19 protein-coding genes are annotated in these 19,520 nt (G+C 47.7%); 17 read left to right on the top strand and 2 right to left on the bottom strand.

Features of this window, described 5'->3' with window-relative positions; translation table 11 throughout:
- From MHI01_RS06760 to MHI01_RS06720, 9 genes are all read left to right on the top strand, one after another.
- Complete coding sequence (locus MHI01_RS06760) at positions 1-831, top strand: hypothetical protein (protein ID WP_047842537.1); 831 nt, start codon at positions 1-3, stop codon at positions 829-831.
- 6 nt (positions 832-837) lie between these two features.
- Positions 838-1,386 (top strand): WXG100 family type VII secretion target, encoded by a 549-nt coding sequence (locus tag MHI01_RS06755; protein WP_017689072.1) that lies wholly within the window; start codon positions 838-840, stop codon positions 1,384-1,386.
- Positions 1,387-1,572: 186 nt separating this feature from the next.
- Positions 1,573-1,848, top strand: a complete 276-nt coding sequence (locus MHI01_RS06750) for a WXG100 family type VII secretion target (RefSeq protein WP_017689071.1) — start codon at positions 1,573-1,575, stop codon at positions 1,846-1,848.
- Between the two features lie 158 nt (positions 1,849-2,006).
- Entirely contained in the window at positions 2,007-4,079 is a 2,073-nt protein-coding gene (locus MHI01_RS06745) for a hypothetical protein (RefSeq protein WP_340982818.1), read from the top strand.
- Between the two features lie 215 nt (positions 4,080-4,294).
- Positions 4,295-5,047, top strand: a complete 753-nt coding sequence (locus MHI01_RS06740; protein ID WP_017689069.1) for a vWA domain-containing protein — start codon at positions 4,295-4,297, stop codon at positions 5,045-5,047.
- A 10-nt stretch (positions 5,048-5,057) separates the two neighbouring features.
- Positions 5,058-5,900 carry a protein phosphatase 2C domain-containing protein gene (locus MHI01_RS06735; RefSeq protein WP_340982817.1) on the top strand — a complete coding sequence of 281 codons (843 nt, stop codon included), beginning with the start codon at positions 5,058-5,060 and terminating at the stop codon, positions 5,898-5,900.
- 229 nt (positions 5,901-6,129) lie between these two features.
- The gene (locus MHI01_RS06730) at positions 6,130-6,936 is read left to right on the top strand and encodes an SDR family oxidoreductase (protein ID WP_017689067.1); all 807 of its coding nucleotides are present in this window, start codon (positions 6,130-6,132) and stop codon (positions 6,934-6,936) included.
- A gap of 153 nt (positions 6,937-7,089) precedes the next feature.
- A complete protein-coding gene (gene hrpB / locus MHI01_RS06725) occupies positions 7,090-9,609 on the top strand; it encodes an ATP-dependent helicase HrpB (RefSeq protein WP_340982816.1) in 2,520 nt (839 codons plus the stop codon).
- Between the two features lie 868 nt (positions 9,610-10,477).
- Positions 10,478-11,083: a general stress protein gene (locus tag MHI01_RS06720; protein WP_017689064.1), complete on the top strand. Its 606-nt coding sequence runs from the start codon at positions 10,478-10,480 to the stop codon at positions 11,081-11,083.
- 177 nt (positions 11,084-11,260) lie between these two features.
- Here MHI01_RS06720 and MHI01_RS06715 read toward each other — a convergent pair whose 3' ends face one another.
- Positions 11,261-11,653 (bottom strand): YidH family protein, encoded by a 393-nt coding sequence (locus tag MHI01_RS06715; protein ID WP_340029874.1) that lies wholly within the window; start codon positions 11,651-11,653, stop codon positions 11,261-11,263.
- A 72-nt stretch (positions 11,654-11,725) separates the two neighbouring features.
- Here MHI01_RS06715 and MHI01_RS06710 point away from each other — a divergent pair, with 72 nt between their 5' ends.
- The 7 genes from MHI01_RS06710 (at position 11,726) to MHI01_RS06680 (ending at position 18,153) form a co-directional block, all read left to right on the top strand.
- Complete coding sequence (locus MHI01_RS06710) at positions 11,726-12,874, top strand: acyltransferase (RefSeq protein ID WP_340982815.1); 1,149 nt, start codon at positions 11,726-11,728, stop codon at positions 12,872-12,874.
- A 516-nt stretch (positions 12,875-13,390) separates the two neighbouring features.
- Positions 13,391-13,765 carry a helix-turn-helix transcriptional regulator gene (locus MHI01_RS06705; RefSeq protein WP_036609188.1) on the top strand — a complete coding sequence of 125 codons (375 nt, stop codon included), beginning with the start codon at positions 13,391-13,393 and terminating at the stop codon, positions 13,763-13,765.
- A 2-nt stretch (positions 13,766-13,767) separates the two neighbouring features.
- Positions 13,768-14,775: a Gfo/Idh/MocA family protein gene (locus MHI01_RS06700; RefSeq protein ID WP_340982814.1), complete on the top strand. Its 1,008-nt coding sequence runs from the start codon at positions 13,768-13,770 to the stop codon at positions 14,773-14,775.
- 269 nt (positions 14,776-15,044) lie between these two features.
- A complete protein-coding gene (locus MHI01_RS06695; protein ID WP_036609184.1) occupies positions 15,045-15,485 on the top strand; it encodes a ribonuclease in 441 nt (146 codons plus the stop codon).
- A gap of 14 nt (positions 15,486-15,499) precedes the next feature.
- A complete protein-coding gene (locus MHI01_RS06690; protein ID WP_076318557.1) occupies positions 15,500-15,775 on the top strand; it encodes a barstar family protein in 276 nt (91 codons plus the stop codon).
- Positions 15,776-16,037: 262 nt separating this feature from the next.
- Positions 16,038-17,327 carry an MFS transporter gene (locus tag MHI01_RS06685; protein ID WP_340982813.1) on the top strand — a complete coding sequence of 430 codons (1,290 nt, stop codon included), beginning with the start codon at positions 16,038-16,040 and terminating at the stop codon, positions 17,325-17,327.
- 133 nt (positions 17,328-17,460) lie between these two features.
- Complete coding sequence (locus tag MHI01_RS06680; RefSeq protein ID WP_036670450.1) at positions 17,461-18,153, top strand: ArsR/SmtB family transcription factor; 693 nt, start codon at positions 17,461-17,463, stop codon at positions 18,151-18,153.
- Between the two features lie 189 nt (positions 18,154-18,342).
- Here MHI01_RS06680 and MHI01_RS06675 read toward each other — a convergent pair whose 3' ends face one another.
- Positions 18,343-18,909 (bottom strand): TraR/DksA C4-type zinc finger protein, encoded by a 567-nt coding sequence (locus MHI01_RS06675; protein ID WP_047842547.1) that lies wholly within the window; start codon positions 18,907-18,909, stop codon positions 18,343-18,345.
- A 199-nt stretch (positions 18,910-19,108) separates the two neighbouring features.
- Here MHI01_RS06675 and MHI01_RS06670 point away from each other — a divergent pair, with 199 nt between their 5' ends.
- Positions 19,109-19,486 (top strand): DivIVA domain-containing protein, encoded by a 378-nt coding sequence (locus MHI01_RS06670; protein ID WP_017689054.1) that lies wholly within the window; start codon positions 19,109-19,111, stop codon positions 19,484-19,486.
- Positions 19,487-19,520 lie beyond the last annotated feature (34 nt).

The following is a 19,520-nucleotide window of genomic DNA, read 5'->3' as shown; positions in this document are numbered from 1 at the left end:
ATGTTGACGGTTCATGATTCTAAGCAAAAGGTAGTCACGTTGCAAACAAAGGAACTTTTTTTCCTGGCTGGTATTCTCGGTTCAGACCGACTGCTTGGTGTGGAAGATCCGTTTCGCGGCTATATGGCGGAGGATATCGCGATGGAGTGGGAGCGTGTCAAAACCTCCTTGCTTGACAAAGGATATCTGATTCGGGATCAGGATACCGATGAGCTGATCATGACACCGACCGTTTTCTCCAGGGTAGCCATTGCCGGATTGTCCGACAGAGCTTGTTGGATTCGCTACACGATCAACGGCAAGTCGTATGAGAGTTATATACATTGCACGGATGAGCGGGTCGTTGAAGTTTCCCGTGTTGACGACGTACCGGACTCGTTCCGGCTCAGCGATCTGGGAAGTGTTCGTGAAGCCATTGATGTTCTGATAGAGCGGATGAAATGGAGCGGCCATTCTCCTGCGGAGAAACCGGCCCTAATGTGCTCCAAGAAAAAATTTTATGATGTCATGAATGAGCTCGAAAACAGCGGAGTACAGACCGTAGCAGCGGAACTCGAACAGGAGACAAGTGATCCTGAGGGCTCACTTGCACTGGCACGCTGTCTGGTGGGTAAGGAGTCAGACGGGGAGCTTAGGTTGCTTGTATGGAATGAAGACGGGTGGAAGTCGCAGTCGGCAGCATTTGCTGCAAGTGCGGTATCCAACTGGTTGTTCCGGATGAGCACTGCGGCTTCAGATGATTGGCTTGTTGCAGCACTAACGACTAGAGAACAGTTTCACGAGATGCTGCTGGACTGGCTTAAACAGCCTGCAGGGGAAGAGGAAAGGTGATGGTAAATGCGCATTCGTGTGGAACCGGATGTGCTTCGGGCACTGAGCAAGCAGATTCAGTATGCAGCGGAGCAAATACAGCAAAAGATGACAGTGTTGGATCAGGCGATTCATTCGCTGGAGTGGGAGGTTGAATCCCGCGCAGCGGTGATGAATGAATGGAATCACAGTAAACGACTGGGCGAGGATGCGCTGCGTCGATTAATGGACTTAAGCGTACAGCTGGGACGCAAAGCGTTGTTATTCCAGCAGGCAGACATGGAGTATCGTTCCGTGCTGAGTCATGTGAACACAGCCTATGGTAATGCGGTCAATATGCTGAATGTTCTTCAGAACAATCGTACAGGAGAAATCATGCCTGCACATTCTGCAACTGTAGCTGTAGTATCCGATCCCCTTTCCGCAATGGCGGCCGTATATCGTGTACAGGATGCCGCTCCGCCTGATGGCTCCCCGGCTACACTAGTGCAGGCTATGCAGCCTGAGCCTGTAGCATGGAGATTCACAGATCCTTCCTTTCGGGGAAGAAGAGGGACCGAGCCTGTTGTTTCCTGAACAGGGTGAATAAAAGTAACAGCAGAAAGTGAATATTTTTTTGTAAATAGGCTGTTAGGAGAAGTTTCAAGTGCTGAAAATGGGGTAAATAGGATTAGGTCCTTCGGCTTTTGTCCGATCGATCCTGGTATAGTACAATTTGAACAAGTAAAAATTTAATTGCACAAACCAAGGAGGAATTTACAAATGGCAGGACGTATTTTAGTTACCCCAGAGCAGCTTGATCAGGTTTCCAACCAATTTAAACAAAGCGGTGAGCAAAGTCAGCAAATCGTATCTACATTGACTCAATCCATCACAAGCATGGAAGGACAATGGGAAGGTATGACAAAGCAACGCTTCTTCCAAGAGTTCCAAGAAGCTAGCAAACAAATGCAATCATTCGTTCAAACGCTGAACAGCATCAGCGCTGAACTTACAGCTATTGCTAACAAATTCCGTACAGCTGACCAAGCTCGTTAATCTGCTTTACATAGATCAGGCCGATGTGAAGTCTGAATTCGTCCTGAATTATAGGTGGATAGCAAGCTGAAGATGTACAACTACAGCAAAAACCGGGCGTTTTCACAACACCCGGTTTTTGTTGCAACTATGACACTAGGACAGAGAGAGGGATAAGCATGTCTTTTCAACCAAATCCCGGGGATGAAGTGGTGATTAACGACATTGCCTATACGATTGGGCAACATCCGGCAGCGCCGGGTCTGGCTTATGCCCAAGCCGGAAGGCAGGGGATTGTTTATCAGTTGTTACCCCGAAATGGTTCCATTCATGGGGCTAAAGCACTAAAAGTATTTTTTCCTAAATTCCGTATTCCGGCTATGGTATATCAGTCTGAGCATATGGAGTCTTATAGTGAACTGCCAGGTTTGCAGGTATGCAAGCGTGATGTGCTCACTCCGGAAAGAAACGGAGCGCTCATTGGAAAACATCCCGATCTGTTATATGCGGTGTTGATGCCATGGGTGCAAGGTCAGACCTGGTTCGATGTAATCAGTGATCAGAGACAGTTGACGGCTGAGGAGAGCCTGAAGCTGGCTAGAGCGCTTGCTGGAACAGGTTCGGCTATGGAACAACGTGGACTGGCTCATTGCGATATGTCCGCTCCCAATGTAATGATTCCGTTTTTTTCCGAAGTGGAGAACCTGGGGAAGATGTCTGCGGTAGAACTTGTGGATGTCGAGCAGATGTACGGTTCCAAGATGGATCGTCCGGATGCCCTGCTTGCCGGGTCACCCGGTTATGCAGCCCATCGAACAGTGCACAGCGGTTTGTGGAGTTCATATGCTGACCGATTCGCCGGAGCGGTTATCATTGCTGAAATGTTAAGCTGGTCCGACCCTGTGATTGTAGAGAAAGCGTGGGGCGAAAGTTATTTTGACCAGCATGAAATGCAAACGGTGAGTGAACGGTATTATGCGATGCGGGAGTCCCTTGAGAAGCGTTGGGGTTCCAAACTGTCCGATCTGTTTATTCGAGCTTGGGAAAGTCACGATCTGAGCAGTTGTCCGACGTTTGGTGAGTGGTATGTTGCATTGGCTGCGGTAGACGTGGATCAGGCCAATGCGGCGGCTGCGACATCGGAAGAAAAAGCTGCCAATCCATCCGAAGCTGATGTGAATCTGAAAAAGAGCTCAGAACCAGTAAGTGAACCGGTGAATACGCAAGACGGGAACCGTCCCCAAACGCCGCACTCTCCCGATCAGGAAGCGGTTGTGAACCGTCTGTTCCTGCAAGCAAGAGCCCTGGAGGATGAAGATAAACCGGCTGCAGCACTGGAAGTGTACCGCTCGCTTTATCATTTTATTCCTCATAACAGCGCGATGCAGATGGAAGTCGAGGCCGCAATTAAGGAACTGGATGCAAAGCTTAATCCAAAAGAAGACACAGACAAACCTGTACCTGTGCCATTCTACAGATCCAAAAAGTTCATGATATCCTCCGCTGTGCTTATTGTATTGCTGGCAGGTGGCGTGCCAACGGTCAAAATACTCGCCGATCAGGCAGAGGTGAAACAGAAAGAACAGCAGGAAGCCACACGACTGGCAGATATCAAAGCTGCGGAAGAGGCTGAAGCAGCAAAGGCAGCTGCGCTCAAACAGCAGGAAGAACAAGAGAAACAAAAGGCCGCAGATGCTGCAAAACTGGACGCGGAGGAAAAGAAAAAACTTGCTGAAGCCAAGCAGAAGGCAGCTGAAGCAAAGAAAAAAGAAGAAGAACGTAAGGCGTTACAGGCCAAGTACGACAAACAGGCGAAATATGAGGCCTTTCTGGTGAAGCAGGAACAGCAGAAGAAAGAAGCGGCTAAGAGAGCGGAGCAGGAAAAATACGATAAACAGGCGAAATATGAAGCTTATCTGGTCTGGAAAAAAGAGAATGATGCCAAGCTTGCAAAACAGGAAGCGGAGCGTAAAGCGGCAGCTGAAGTTAAACGTCAACAGGAGATTGCTCAGAAAGCAGCTCTGAAGAAAAAACGTGCTCAGAATGTGGTCACGCTGATTGCTCATTACAATAAAACGTATAACGCGCAAAAAGGCAGGAAAATTGAAAATGCGGAAGCATATGCCCGTGATTTCAAAAATCTTTACAATACCGATGCTTCCTATTTCAAAGGTGTTGGCAAAGTAGCCGCTCGAATGAGTGCCATTAACAAATTCCTGAGCAACAACAGTTACAAGTTGCCCAACTTATAGTACGTGTTCAAAAAGGACGGTTTTCAGTACCGAGAAGATGGGATGAAGCTAGAAATGGAGTAGCGGAGCGTAGGGAAAACTACGTGAGCAACGGACATTTCGGCTGAATTTCATATTCGATGCTGATGATGCCTGAAGGCATCCTTCGTAATCAAAAGCGGACTTTTTGAACAACCTTGTAAATTAATGTGAATGATGGAGGTGACTCACCCTAGATGAACTACACGATTCAAGCATCACAGCGTACACCTGCACTTATTATATATTTAATTGATATTAGCGCCTCCATGAACATGGTTCTGGAAAATCGTCGACGGATTGACGTCGTCTATGATGCCTTATCTCTCGCGATCCGCCAAATGGTATTTCGCTCTACCAAGGGAAATCGTCTGACACCTCGCTATCGTATAGCCATATTGGCTTACAGCGATGATGTATATGACTTGTTGAACGGAATCAAAGGGATTGACGAGATCGCTGCCGTTGGTTCTTTGCCTGACCTGACTCCGAGACGGTTTTCAGATTCTGCGAAGGCTTTCCTGCAGGCGGAAAAGATTCTACAGGCCGAAATTCCGAATATGCAGGACTGTCCTGCGCCACTTGTATGCCACATGACCGATGGGGTAGCCACAGGTGAAGATCCCGAACCTATTGCCAAAAGAATCATGGGGATGAGTGTACCTGACGGCAATGTACTGGTGGAGAATATTTTTATATCGGATCATCTGCTTGAAGGGCCAATTGCTGAACCTCGAAGATGGAAGGGAATCTCTTCGGAAACGAATCTACAGGATGAGCATGGAGAGAAGCTGCGGAATATGTCATCCGTTCTGCCTGAAAGTTATCGAGAAATGCTTGTTGAAGCTGATTATTTGCTTGCACCCGGTGCACTCATGATGCTGCCAGGTACATGTGCAGAATTGGTATCAATCGGGTTCCAGATGTCCGCTGCTACGCCTGTGAGATAGGAGGGGAATCATGAGAGCGATGCGTTTGGCAACATTGTCTGCTGGAGATAAGGGGGGCCATGCCGAGCAACGGCATGGCAACTTTCGCTATGTGAGTGTACAGACCGGGGAACAGCCGCTAACTCGCTATCAGGGCACATTCAAGTGCAGATATGGTTATGGCAGAGCGGCTGAGACGGTACATCAGGGAGATACCGGACAGGACTTTGCTGCGGTACGTATGAAAGGGAATATCTGCAATTTTGTTTTGTGTGATGGCGTAGGCATGAGTTACCTGGGCGATTTTGCAGCGCGTTTTCTGGGGAATGCTTTGCTGGATTGGTTGGAAACGACGCAAAACACAACGGTAGAGGGTGTTGAGCGTCTTCTCCATGATCTTACCCTTCCCGCATCGGAGCAATTGGAGAAATTACAGCCACTGGAAAGTTCCCCTTTGTTGCTGCGTGAAGTGTTGATGGAAAAGCGAAGTCGGGGCAGTCAGGCCATGTATGTGTGTGGGCGGATCGAGCTCACGGGAGGCGGCCGCAAAAGTCGGGTGTGGCTTGCGTGGCAAGGAGATTCCCGTATTCGCCTGTGGCGTAATGGCCAGGAACAGTCTGAATTATTTCAGACTCACTGCAAGACAAATGAGCGTTGGTCTACACTTGAAGGACCTGTTGGTGGTAAGCCGCACATCTGCGAGATGAAAGGGTCCGCAGGAGATTCACTGCGTCTTCAGTTATATACGGATGGACTGAACGACCTGGATGCCATTCAAGCCTATGTCCCGGATGAACACATTCAGGTATTGCTGGATGCGACACATACCGGCGGTCTTGAAGATGATGCCGCTTTCATTGAGCTGGAATGGTGAGTGCCGGATATCAAGATGTGGATCGATCCTCATGAAGCTGTGACAGCGGCGAAGATCAACTGTGAAAAAACTTGTTGGTGTTGATTTAAAAGACACTCTTTTTGGGTAATCTTGTGAAGAATTGATTTTAAGTACGTGTTCAAAAGCGGACTTTTTGAACAACCTCTTTAACGATGAGCTTGAACGTACATTCTTACATAATTGCTAAATCAAAGGAGTGGGATGGATAATGACACAACATAACGGCAAGTCACGGTTCCAAGGCAAGGTTGCGATTATTACCGGAGCAGGATCCGGGATTGGGAAAGCCACTGCGGTCAAGCTGGCTAAAGAGGGTGCACATGTTGCATTGTTTGATCTGGTGAATGATCGGATCTCGGAAACGGAAGCAGAGATTAATGCGCTGCACCCCGGTGCGGCAAGAGCATTTGATGTAGACATTTCCGATCCGGCACGTGTGGAAAAGGCGGTACTGGAAACTGTTGAGTTATTCGGCGGTTTGGATATTGTTTTTGCCAATGCGGGCATTAACGGTGTATCGGCACCGATTGAGGAAATTCAGGTTGAAGATTGGCAACAGATTATTACAACCAACCTGAATGGTACGTTTTTCACGATTAAATATGCATTGCCTCACGTGAAAAAACGGGGTGGCGGCAGTATTATCATCACGAGTTCGATTAATGGCAATCAACGCTTCTCAAGCTTTGGCATGTCGGCATACAGCACGTCCAAGGCAGGACAGGTTGCTTTTGCCAAGATGGCTGCGCTTGAGCTGGCGAAGTTCAAGATACGTGTGAACGTGATCTGTCCAGGAGCGATTGCAACAAATATCGATCAAAGTACGGTCAAAACGGATGATCTACAGCAGATCATTATTCCGATGGAGTTCCCGGAAGGACAGCAGCCGCTGGCGGACGGGCCGGGTCAGCCGGAACATGTTGCCGATCTGGTAAGTTTCCTTGCATCGTCCGAATCCAGACATATTACCGGAGCAGAGATCGTTATTGATGGTGCCGAATCATTGCTCAGCTAAGTGAGTATTCTGGATAAATTTCATTTTTGCTAAGGCGTGTCTTAGGGTATGTCTGCGATAGTCGTTCCTCTGGAACGGCTTTTTTTGTTATAATGCTAACATTCGAATAGAGATACTGAAGAGCAGTAGGGTACATTCATTAGGAGCGATTATATGCATATAGAGTTACCGATACAAGAGGTTATTCCTGAGTTAAGACAATTATTTCGGGATCAAGATACAGGTGTGTTAATTGCAGAGCCAGGAGCGGGAAAAACGACTGTTGTTCCGCTGGCTTTGCTGGAGGAGCCGTGGGTTGCTGGACGGAAAATCATTATGCTGGAACCCCGAAGGCTGGCAGCGCGTTCAGCTGCATCGAGACTGGCGGCTACGCTAGGGGAAAAGGCGGGTCAGACTGTAGGTTATCGTATACGCATGGATACCCGGGTGAGTCAGGGGACACGCATTGAAGTTGTGACGGAAGGGGTATTGACCCGGATGCTGCAACAGGACCAGGGTCTTGAGGATACGGCGATGATTATATTTGATGAATTCCATGAGCGGCATCTACATGGGGATTTGGGTCTGGCTCTGGCCTTGGAATCCCGAGCGATGTTACGTCCAGATCTAAAATTGCTGGTGATGTCGGCGACCCTTGATCCTGTTCCAGTCTGTGGGTTGCTTGGCGAAGGTACAAAATCAATTCATTGTCCGGGACGTACGTTTCCAGTGGAAACACGATATGTGCCGAGACCGGCAGTTATGCCGCTGGAACAATTCACGGCTCAGACGGTGACCAAGGCATTAGCCGAACAGGAGGGGGATGTGCTTGTTTTCCTTCCAGGCGCAAGAGAGATACACCGTACAGAGCGGGAGTTATCGAATGGTTCTCTTCCTGGACATGTGAAAGTTCATTCTCTGTATGGCAGTATGCCGGTGGAACAACAGGATGAGGCCATACGCCCGGCGGCTGAGGGCTCGCGCAAAGTGGTGTTGTCCACCTCCATTGCGGAATCCAGTCTCACACTCGCTGGAGTTAAGATTGTGGTAGACGCAGGGCTGAGTCGTGCATCGGCATTCTCGCCGCGTACGGGCATGAGCCGGCTTGTCACCCTGCCGGTGTCCAAGGCGTCAGCCGATCAACGGCGGGGGCGTGCAGGGCGAATTGCCCCGGGGGTGTGTTACCGGCTATGGAGCGAAGAGGTTCATGGGGGACTGCCTGAGGCAGCTCGCCCGGAGATCACATCCGCGGATCTTGCGCCGCTGGCGCTGGAGCTTGCCGTCTGGGGTGTCCAGTCCCCAGCAGAGCTGCAATGGCTGGACACCCCGCCTGACGCCGCCTACGGCCAGGCTCAGGCGCTGCTGCGCCAGCTGGGCGGCCTGGACGACGCAGGCCGCATCACGCCCTTCGGGCGGCGGATGAACACGCTTGGCGTGCATCCGCGACTGGCCAGCATGTTGCTCCGCGCAGCGGAGCTTGGGCTGGCCAGCTACGCCAGCATGCTGGCGGCACTGCTGCAGGAGCCTGCCGGCCTTCGCAGCAGTGGCAGTGCAGGCGCGGGCACGGACCTCCGCCCGCGCGTAGAGGCGCTGCTGACAGCGGACAGCAGCGGCATGCCGCAAGCGGCAGCGGCTATCGCAGACGGCGCGGCCGTGCGGCGCATGCTCCAGGAGAGCCGCCAGCTGCGCTCGGCGCTCGGCCCGGCGGCCGATCCGGTGCGGCCGGATGAGGACAGCTGCGGATTGCTGCTGTCCTTCGCCTATCCGGACCGGATCGGGCAACGCCGGGAGGACGGCCGCTATCTGCTGAGCAGCGGCCGCGGTGTAAGGCTCGCAGCGACAGAATCGCTGAGCCGTGCAGCGTATCTGGTCGCAGCCGAGGCAGACGACCAGGGCGCAGATGCGCGCATCCTGCTGGCTGCGCCGTTGCAGGAGCAGACATTGGTGCAGGCAGGTCAGCACTTGCTGCACAATGAAGTGCAAGTGGCCTGGGATTCCAACACTCGCAGCGTGCGCGCACATAAGAGACTTCGGATTGGAGCCCTTGTGATTAAAGAGAGCAGTATTGCACAGCCACCTGAAGATCAGGTGCTGGAAGCACTGTTAACCGGAATACGAATGGAAGGGCTGGATTGTCTGCCTTGGACAAAAACATCCAGACAACTTGCGGACAGGCTACGGTTCCTGCATCTCCATCTACCTGAGTGGCCTGACCTGATTGAAGATGATCTGACCGAAGAGCTGGCAGAACATCTTACCCCTTATCTGACAGGCATGCGATCGGCAGCCGACCTCAAGAGATTGTCGATGCAAGATGTATTACTTGGTGGCCTGAGCTGGACGCAACGACAACAACTGGACGATGAAGCTCCGACGCATATACAGGTGCCCAGTGGCTCACGTATTCCTGTGGACTACAGTCGTCCAGAGGACCCGGCGCTGGCAGTAAGATTACAGGAGATGTTTGGACAACAGGAGACACCGCGTATAGCGGGTGGGCGAGTCCCGTTGACCATCCACCTATTATCACCGGCTCAGCGACCTGTACAGGTCACACGAGACTTGGCGAATTTCTGGCGAGAGACGTACTTTGACGTCAAAAAAGATCTGAAAGGTCGTTATCCGAAGCATTACTGGCCGGATAATCCACTTGAAGCGGTCGCCACAAATCGGGCCAAACCACGGGGCAAATAGATGAATTACTTCATTTTTAAAGACATCAACGATTTGGTTCCCAAAGGGCGCGTTATCAGGGTTAGACTTTGCTGAACAACAGTCAGTTTTGTAGCTGATCGAATCATTCTCTGTCTTAAAGAATCACCCTTTAACCAGAACGTGTCTCAAAACTAGCTAACGTGCATCTTTTACTATCTTTTCGCCCCATGTTACGTCACTTTGCCTTTTCGTCCCATGCTGCGTCACTTTCCCTTGACGTGCCCCGGCACGCCTGCTGAAAACTTCCGGCATGGAACGATAATTTGGAAAAATCTGCTTCTTTTGAGGTTGAAGACACATCCTAGAGCGTATCTTCAAACCTGCCGAAGCCAAAGCGTAACTGCACGTGCCTAGGGAGCTGAACATGGAGCAGAACCATGGAGCGGAGCGCTAACGAACTTGTGACGTCTTATTCAGCGATTTGAAGCGCCCACAGTAACCTAAGGAATCTGAAACACGCTATATTTGAATAACCAGCCATTTACAACGGGTTTGTCAGGTGATTTTGGTAAATAACGTGTCTCATGTTCCTTACAAAATATAAGGAGGGCCCGAAGGATAAATAAGACGTCCTCGGTTCCTTAGAAAATTGCCTGGGACAATCCGCCAGGATCAGCCAGCCTAGACTTCAAGATGTTCTGGACGCCGACGTGCTTCAACGTAAAACATGCCTGATAACGTATCACATACCTGAGTTTGAAGGCACACCCTGATGAGGATTAATAAGGAATGAACTTCAGCAATTTTTTACTATCAACACATAGTATATTGACTTGCAAACGTTTAAAAGAAACTTAGGCGGGTAATAACATAGCGAACCACTCAATAATATGAGGAGGGATTCACTATGCAGAAGAAAATCGTAGGTGTGTTTAATACAGAACGTGAAGCATCGCAGGCTATCGAGGGTCTGAAAGCACAAGGATTCACTTCAGACGAAATCTCCGTTGTTACACAAGATCGGGACGAACTGAAGGCAATTCGGGAAGAGACAGGTACCAAAGCCCCTGAGGGCGTGGCTGCTGGTGCAGCAACAGGTGGTGTCCTTGGTGGTGTAGCCGGTCTGCTCGCAGGTATCGGTGCACTAGCCATACCCGGCATAGGACCGATTCTGGCCGCAGGCCCTATCGCAGCAGCATTTACCGGTGCAGCTGTGGGCGCAGGAGCTGGCGGATTGGTGGGTGGACTTGTGGGTCTTGGTATTCCGGAAGAGGACGCTAAACAGTATGAGGAGTATGTACAGAATGGTAAAATCCTGTTGCTCGTAGATTCTACGGATCGGGACTCCGATGTGTACGATGTGTTCAGTGGCAACAGCCAGCTTAACCGAGACAGAGCCGAAGCAGCTCATCGCGGAGATGTGCCAGCCGAACGTCCGGATCTGGATATGGAAGAACGCAGATTGGAAGCCCAAAACAAGGCAGCGCGATTCGGTAACAATACATTCCTGTAAACTTGCCGCGAATTTAATCGATATGAAATAAAACCCAATGACTTATTATCTGTAAAATGGAATGACATATATGATCCACCAGATGGTCATTAGCCGGTTTCCTTAAGGGAAGCCGGCTTTTGTCCCTGTGTTGCATATGGGTGGGTGTCAATAATGTCGGATGGTGTTTTTACCCAGTCAAGCAGGGAATAACAATACATATAACAGTACAGCCAAAGCGAGTCCAATCACCAGTAGCATCATGGTAAGAAACCGGATTAATCCGGTCGATGCCTGAAACGTCTGTTCATTGATTTGTGTACGCTTCCGATGATACGCTGCTGCCGAATACACAATGATGGATATGCCGGCAATCAGAGAAGTGATACCCGTAATAATCGCCGCAATATGTGCAAGCCGATCATACGCCGACGAGTTGAAACCAAATCCGGCAGCAAGAAATCCGATGCCCGCCATGGCAATACCGGTGCGTACCCAGGCCAGAAAAGTTCGCTCGTTAGCCAGATGTTGCTGGACATACTTGGAATCGGTAGTGGTTACGTCTTTGTCTGTTAAAGAAATGTGAATCAACTCCGTTCATTAAATATACGGCTTCATTGTACTTTGTTTTTATCGCAAAACCAAGAAAGGATGGCTGAATGTATGCCTCGCAAAGAACGAATTACAGAAATAGAGAACTTAAGGGGAATTGCCTTTGGAGCGGTGGTTCTCCAGCATTCCATCGCACATTACTCATTAGTCCCGGAAACGAGACTGGAGGATGGCGTGTTACTGGCCATACTGCTGATGCTCTCCAAATTTGCAGTTCCTTTATTCATATTCATAACAGGTATGGTGCTGTTTTATAACACGGGAGACAAGCTGAATTACGGCAAGTTTATGAGAAAAAGAGTAAACGACGTGATCGTGCCTTACCTGATCTGGTCACTCATTTATTTTACACTTGCACCGCGAGGCTGGACCGGATTTGGATGGAATGACATCCCAGACCTAGGCCTGAAGTTGCTTACGGGCAAAACGACTTCACACTTTTGGTACATCATTATGTTGATTCAGTTTTATCTGTTATTTCCGCTCTTTTTGCGAGCCATTCGTTATGTATATAACCGATATGAGGCCAAGGGGCGCTTGATCGCATTATTGATTTCTGGTGTGGTGTATCTTGTACTTGCGGATCAATTAAGAAACATCGCCAAATTCATGGAACGGCTGAATATCCCGGTGCTGACAGATGCTTTTACAACGTATGCAGACCGCAATTTCCTCTATTTTTTTATTTATTTTGTGCTAGGTGCAGCCGCGGGGTTATCCGTCCAGCACTGGAATGAATGGATTCATCGATTGCGCTGGATATACTGGACAGTGTTTATTGTTCTGGGTCTGCGGTTTACTTATTTATTAATGCTGGAGTTTCAGAAGCCGGAAGGAATCAAAATTACATTCTACACAGTCAGCTTGATCCGCCCTGATATGGCACTCTTTCTGATCGCTTCCATTATGGTCATGTACCAGCTGGCCGGGAAACTGCATAACCTCAGGGCTACACGATTGTTGGGATGGATTGGTGGTGTATCGTATGGCGGTTATCTGATGCATATGTTGATGCTGCGGTATAGCTACATTCCGGATGAGTTGTTTTACGTTGCTATGGGTTGGAACCCTGTCGTCCGAATGATCATCACCTGGTTGTTGGCTCTTACATTATCCTGTGTAGTGACATGGCTTATCTCGCGTGTAAGCTGGGGCAAATGGATTGTGGGAACCGTACCGAAGTCTGTCCGCGATAAATGAATCCATCAACATATGAAAAATTCATAATAGATCACCACAGCCACACAGGAGTGTACAGGTGTACGAGAGTATACGAACACAAGATACAGGAGCACAGGTATTACAGCTTTTACAGCTTTTGCACAGACTTTCTTGTCATTAAAATTCGATCTCACGACTCCCTGAGCCCTGAAATAAACAAACTTTCGAATCAATTTCATAACTCACTAAAAATGGATTTCTGTAACTGGATATAGACAAATTGAACCGTTTCGATCTATATCCAGCCTTGATTGAAGCAGCTAAAGGTATTATGAAATTGATTCTTTTGAATATAAATTAAAATTTCATTACATGAAAAATTCACAACAGAAAACCTTTTTCCGTGCTTCCCCCAGGTTAACGCGTATTCACACGATTTCTTTCTCACCTTCTTTGAAGATGGATAAAAGGCAGACCAAGCGGAGAAAGATGGCAGAACCCGAACATAAGTTTTATAATACTAGATAAATAGGTTCTGACAGGAGGGGAATGAACGTGGCTTTTATGATTGCACAGCGGGCATTTATCAAGCTGTATCTGATTACGATGGTTGAACAGCACAGGGGGTATGGTTACGAGATGCTGGAGGCGATGAAGCAGGAATTCAAAGACTACGGTTATGTACCACCCCAGAGCGAGGTATATCGGGCACTGCATGAATTGGTACAGCAAGGTGTTTTTTATCGCACGAAAAAGCTTAAAGGTAATGATCCAAAGGTCGATTTTCAGGAAATCGTTTTATATCATTTCACGGATGATGGTGCGGAAAAAGCTGAGTTATACAAGAAACAGGTCAAAACGGACCTGGATCGTTGTCTCGGCATGTTACACAAGGCAGAAGAGGACAATTACGGTACGAAAGGAAGATGAGCATGAATAGACAGTTACAGTGGGGGGTACTCGGTACGTCAACCATTGCCAAAAATGCAGTCATTCCGGCGATTCAGCAGTCTGAACGTGGTGAGGTGTTGGCGATTGCCAGCCGCAGCAAAGAAAAAGCGGAAACCCTTGCCGAAGAACTCGGTATTGCCAGATCGTATGGCAGTTATGAAGAGCTCATCGCTGATCCGGACATTGAAGCCGTCTATATTCCTTTGCCTAACCATATGCACAAAGAATGGACCATCAAAGCGGCACAGGCTGGCAAACACGTGTTGTGTGAGAAACCGGCTGCCTTGAATGCAGATGAATCGGCAGAAATGATCGAGGTATGTCATCAGCATGGTGTTCTTTTTGCAGAAGCGATTATGTATCGATATCATCCCAAGCACAGACGTGTGCAAGAGATTATAGCTAGTGGAGAGATTGGCATCGTCAGAGCCATCCATGGTAATTTTACCTGTAATACCGCTGATGACAAGGAGAATGTAAGGTTCAAAAGAGAGATGGGCGGCGGATCATTATTCGATCTTGGCGTGTATCCGATCTCGGCGGCCCGGATGTATCTGGGACAGGAACCGGAAGCGGTGACAGTTCACGCTCTATTCTCGGACGAGTATGATGGCGTGGATATGATGGCGTCTGGACTGGTAGAATTTCCGAATTCGGTAGCTTTAACTTTTGACTGTGGCATGTGGGCTTCAGGTCGAGCGGAGATGGAGATTCTCGGGACGGAAGGGCGGATTGAACTGCCAAAAGTATTTGGCTGGGAGAACAGCGATATTCCACCTCAGATTATTGTGCACACCGATTCGGTCAGCCGTGAGGAACGTGTATCCGTGTCGAATTCCTATGTGCTTCAGGTGGAGACGTTTGCAACGGCTGTGCTTGAAGGAGAGGCCTTACCTTTCAGTCCGGAAAATACCATTCAAAACATGCGCGTTATTGATGCGTGCCTGGAATCGGCTCGAACTCGTCAACGTGTGCAATTGATCGGTTAGATTAGGTCAGGTCAGTTTAAACATACTAGAAAAGTAGACTCCATCTTCAGGGATGAGAGTCTTTTTTTCTGTCTTAAAATGTTACAATTATAATATTTTACAATTTAAACGTCTTCATTTGATATTTCTACCAAAATGATGTGATATAAATAGTCATGAGATGACTTGTTTACTATAATCTAGCAGAACATACAACTAGACCATTACAGCTTGCAGAACGCATATCGTGACAACGTTCATCTACTTTGAGGGATCGGGAGGCCGGATTGATGAAAAAATTGATATCCACCGCATTACTGGCATTGTTGTTAACGTTTGTTTTCCTCACAGGTTCACAGTTCACTCCAGTCGCACAGCAGAAGGCATCTGCTGCAACATGTACCATCATCAATACGTTTACAGGTGTAGCAAATTATTTGAGTGCAAATGGAACGTTGCCATGTAACTTTATTACCAAATCACAGGCAACAGGACTTGGCTGGGTAGCGTCAAAAGGAAACTTGGCTGTAGTTGCTCCTGGGAAAAGCATCGGTGGGGATACATTTGGCAATCGGGAGGGGCTTCTGCCTTCGGCCAGCGGACGTACATGGCGCGAAGCGGATATTAACTATACTTCCGGCTTCCGTAATTCGGATCGGATTGTGTACTCCAATGATGGACTCATCTACAAAACGACAGATCACTATGCATCCTTTACACGTTTGAAATAGAGGAAGGAGCAGCCATGAATACCGTGATTCTGGATGGAGAAGACTTTGCTAGTAGCGTTGAACTTCATCAACAATTAAAGGTTAAGCTTAAACTGCCGGATTTTTATGGCGGTAATCTCGACGCTCTGTGGGATTGCCTGACGGGTACAATTGAACTTCCACTAGAGTTAAAATGGACCAACTACCAAATCAGCGAAGAACGACTGGGGAATGAAGCAGGCCGGGTACGTGATTTGATGTTGGAGGTACAGGCTGAACAGGCTGGATTTCAATTGCTTGTTGAGAAGTAGGTAGCAAATAAAGACAGTTCAAATACAATACGTCCAGCCGAGCAGACCACATGTGGTCTGTTTTTTTTGTGTTATAGGAGGTTGTTCAAAAAGGTTGTCCCAAAAGTCCCTGTGTTGATTACGAATTCTCTGAAAGAATAGCGAGCTATAACTTTGCCTATTTGTCGTTAAAATTATTTTCACGGAGGTATTGATTTCTGCATAACTTACGTTAAAATAAAATTAACATGAAAAATATTTTAACGTTGAGGAGTGAAAAGGGATGAGCGATAACACAGTAGTTGGCAAGCAAGGTATGGGTGAGTTAATACGAATCAGACCGTACATGCAATTTATGCTTAGTAAAGTTGTATCCAGATTTGGTGATTCGATTGACTCGATTGCCTACAGTTGGATGGTGTACATTCTAACCGGTTCGAAAGTGTTGATGGGTACGTTGCTGGCGGTGAATTTTTTGCCCAATATCCTTCTGGGTCTGTTCGCCGGGGCTTTGGTTGATCGCATGTCTCCCAAAAAAGTGATTGTGATTACGAATACGGGTCGCGGGTTGTTGGTGGGTATTACAGCTCTGCTGTTTGGATTGGGCCAACTTGAAGTCTGGCATCTGTTTGTCATTACAATTCTGAATTCTTTGCTGGAATGCTTCACTAGTCCTGCAGAAGTGTCCAGTGTCCCCCGATTGCTTCCCCCATCAATGCTGCTTTCGGGTAATGCCATGTCCTCTTCCGCAACCAGAGTAGCCGAACTCGCAGGACTTGCAGTGGCTGGTGCCCTTATTGCTACAATAGGCATTGCCTGGACGATCCTGATTGATGCGGGGTTGTTTGCGCTAAGTGCTTTAATTATGAGCCGAGTAGGCTACCCTGAAGTCATAACATCTGCTAACAATGAAGATAAAACATCAACTGAAATGAATTCTCATCCATCCGACAAAAGTAGCATATTTTCCGAAATGGCGGAAGCTTTTCATTTTCTCCGTAAACATGCCTTATTGTTAATTGTCTCCATCCTGTTTGCCTTCGTTAATTTCTGCCTGATGCCGTTTAATGTTCTTCGTACACCTTATGTCATTGAAACGCTGCATGCTGGCGCTGGGGGATTAAGTCTGCTTAGTGGGCTGCTGGTGGGAGGTATGTTGCTCAGTGGTGTATGGTTGACACAAAGGGGAGCGAATTATCGTAAAAGTGTGCTGGTCATCAGCGGTATTGTCATGTTGGGTCTCAGTTATGCGATGACGGCACTACCCGCTTACATGACTTCCTTCCAACTGCCGGTTGCAGCGGTCTTTTGTCTAATGATGGGTATGGGGATTCCGCTGGCTACAACACCGCTGGCCACCTATCTTATGGAAGTTACCCCTTCGGAGATGCTAGGCAGAGTGTACGCCCTTCAAAGTATGCTTGTCTTGAGTGTCGCACCACTTGGAAGTCTGGTTTCGGGAGCACTTGCAGATTGGATGACCATGCCTGTTCTGTTTATTGTCTTTGGTATTATGCTTGCCATGTCAGCAGGTATGTTGTTATTTAGCAAAAGTTTTCGAAGTGCTCTGTGAAGATATTCAGAAGTGATCATTAGCCAATTTTCTGTATCAAGTCATTTCTCGCTCGTTTTGACCGAAGTCCTGACGCAACGTTATAATAGAGATATCGATGGACAACAGGTACCCCGGAAATGAGGATACAGGGATGGCGCACAAGGTTCTTTCAACAATTGAAGAAATTAAAATCTACTCCGATCCGTATCGGATACAGATCATGAATATGTTTAACAAGCAGGGCAGACCATCCACTGTCAAAGAGATCGCCGACCAGATGGGTGAGGTGCCAGCCAAAGTTCACTATCATGTAAAAAAGCTGGAGAAAATTGGTCTGCTGACGATCGTTTCCACACGTGAGATTAATGGGATTATCGCAAAATACTACGAACCATTCACCGGAGAGATCCATCTCCGTCACGAAGATGAAGACAAGGAAAACTCTCCATTGAAACAGGTGTTTCGGTCCGAGACACTCAAATTATTAAATGAGATGTTCGAACAGAGTCGTCAGCGATTCATGCATCAGGCGGAAAACGAAGATCGGATGTTTCTCTCGGACATCACGCTGTATGCAACCCGTGAGGAAGTAGAGCAATTGTATAAAAACATCATAAAACTCTGTGAACCTTATACTACAAAAGAGAATCGACAAGGGGAACATGAGGTCTTTCAGTTATTCTCTGCTCTCTCTAAACCTATAGTGAAAATACCTGCTTCTAAGACAAATGCAAAAGAGAAAAAGAAAGCTACGTCTGATAAGGGTAAAGCAACTCCGAAAACGTCTCGATCTGTGTCTAAGCGGCAGGAATCTGCATCATCTGGTAGTGAGTCAGAAGAATAAACGGATGGAATACATGGGTTCAGCGTTATCGCTGGAAGCAAGTAACCGCAAACGTGAGAGACTGCTTAGGAGAAAACTAGAAAAAGCCGCCCAATGGCGGCTTTTTAATGCGTGATAAGGAAGGCTAATGGTGGAGCAACCTATGGAATCAATCAATTTTAACGCTTAACGTTTCAGTTCATAACGAAGTTACATGTTCTCATCGTAACCCTTCACATCACGTTTGGCTGCGGTTGCGGGGGAGTTGGATGTGCCATATTCTTCGACCGCTTCCCAGGCATCTGCGTTGTCGAACTTGCCGGCCCGCTGCTGTCTTCCTTCCCCAGCACCACTCGGAGGCAGGGTCATTACTTCTTCTTCAACGGGCCGATCGTTGCTGATCTCCCGATTAGGTGTGTCGTCAATACAGTAAGCGGTGTAGGGGATAGCCTCAAGTCGTTCGAAGGGAATATCTTCGCCGCACGTTACACAGGTTCCATATGTACCTTGCTCCATACGTTCCAATGCATCGTTCACTTGATTGAATTCGTCTGTTAATGTATCGTCAATCGCCAGATCACGGCTACGTTCAAATGTTTCCGTACCGGCATCTGCCGGATGATTATCGTAGGAGGACAGCTCACCGGTTGAATCTTTCAGCGACTCGACTGGAGCACCGTCTTCCATGCTGGATTCAAAATGACGCTGTAAGTTTTCACGTTGCTCCAAAAGGGCGTTTTTCAGTATTTGATGTTGATCTTTAGTTAATGTACTCATAAGGACATGCTCCTTTCCCGTTGTGGGGTGTAGTGTGTCTTTACCCGAATTGGATGAAAAGCAATCATTTTCGTGAGGAATAGGGCTGTATCGTTTTATATCTGACGGATTATGTGTTATAAAAAATAGAGAGAGAAAATGCCGTATGATCTTTACAGGAAATAGAAACACGGCTTGGCTTATAATGGAGGTTGTCAATATGGATGAACATATGAAACGAAGATTGGATAAACAGAGACAGTTGTTCAAACAATTGGGTGTGCAGCTAGATGCGTTATCGATTCATGAAAAACAATTTAATTATAAACTTCGTGGTTATGATCCGGATGAGGTAGATGCTTATCTTGACCTGGTCATCAAAGATTACGAACGTTTCTATGCCAATATTGCAGATCTGATGGACAAATGGCAAGAACAGCAGTTAACGATCCGTGATCTCAAGTCGTCCGCAAAACCGGTGGAAGATCCGACCAAGATTGATCGCAAACAACTGGATGATATTGTGAAACAACTGGAATACAGTGTGCGACAGCTCAAGATCAGAGCACGTCCCGAAAAGGATCTGTTCTCTGAATAAGGTCAGCATGTCCTGGATTATATTAAATAAAGGT

Origin of the sequence: Paenibacillus sp. FSL M7-0656 (assembly GCF_038003225.1) — a bacterium.
Lineage (GTDB): Bacteria > Bacillota > Bacilli > Paenibacillales > Paenibacillaceae > Paenibacillus > Paenibacillus amylolyticus.
This window is presented reverse-complemented; position numbering and strand designations above follow the sequence as displayed.

Coding starts and splice junctions, on each gene's coding strand:
- MHI01_RS06760 (WP_047842537.1), top strand. CDS start 1: ATGTTGACGGTTCATGATTCTAAGCAAAAGGTAGTCACGTTGCAAACA.
- MHI01_RS06755 (WP_017689072.1), top strand. CDS start 838: ATGCGCATTCGTGTGGAACCGGATGTGCTTCGGGCACTGAGCAAGCAG.
- MHI01_RS06750 (WP_017689071.1), top strand. CDS start 1,573: ATGGCAGGACGTATTTTAGTTACCCCAGAGCAGCTTGATCAGGTTTCC.
- MHI01_RS06745 (WP_340982818.1), top strand. CDS start 2,007: ATGTCTTTTCAACCAAATCCCGGGGATGAAGTGGTGATTAACGACATT.
- MHI01_RS06740 (WP_017689069.1), top strand. CDS start 4,295: ATGAACTACACGATTCAAGCATCACAGCGTACACCTGCACTTATTATA.
- MHI01_RS06735 (WP_340982817.1), top strand. CDS start 5,058: ATGAGAGCGATGCGTTTGGCAACATTGTCTGCTGGAGATAAGGGGGGC.
- MHI01_RS06730 (WP_017689067.1), top strand. CDS start 6,130: ATGACACAACATAACGGCAAGTCACGGTTCCAAGGCAAGGTTGCGATT.
- hrpB (WP_340982816.1), top strand. CDS start 7,090: ATGCATATAGAGTTACCGATACAAGAGGTTATTCCTGAGTTAAGACAA.
- MHI01_RS06720 (WP_017689064.1), top strand. CDS start 10,478: ATGCAGAAGAAAATCGTAGGTGTGTTTAATACAGAACGTGAAGCATCG.
- MHI01_RS06710 (WP_340982815.1), top strand. CDS start 11,726: ATGCCTCGCAAAGAACGAATTACAGAAATAGAGAACTTAAGGGGAATT.
- MHI01_RS06700 (WP_340982814.1), top strand. CDS start 13,768: ATGAATAGACAGTTACAGTGGGGGGTACTCGGTACGTCAACCATTGCC.
- MHI01_RS06695 (WP_036609184.1), top strand. CDS start 15,045: ATGAAAAAATTGATATCCACCGCATTACTGGCATTGTTGTTAACGTTT.
- MHI01_RS06690 (WP_076318557.1), top strand. CDS start 15,500: ATGAATACCGTGATTCTGGATGGAGAAGACTTTGCTAGTAGCGTTGAA.
- MHI01_RS06685 (WP_340982813.1), top strand. CDS start 16,038: ATGAGCGATAACACAGTAGTTGGCAAGCAAGGTATGGGTGAGTTAATA.
- MHI01_RS06680 (WP_036670450.1), top strand. CDS start 17,461: ATGGCGCACAAGGTTCTTTCAACAATTGAAGAAATTAAAATCTACTCC.
- MHI01_RS06675 (WP_047842547.1), bottom strand. CDS start 18,909: ATGAGTACATTAACTAAAGATCAACATCAAATACTGAAAAACGCCCTT.
- MHI01_RS06670 (WP_017689054.1), top strand. CDS start 19,109: ATGGATGAACATATGAAACGAAGATTGGATAAACAGAGACAGTTGTTC.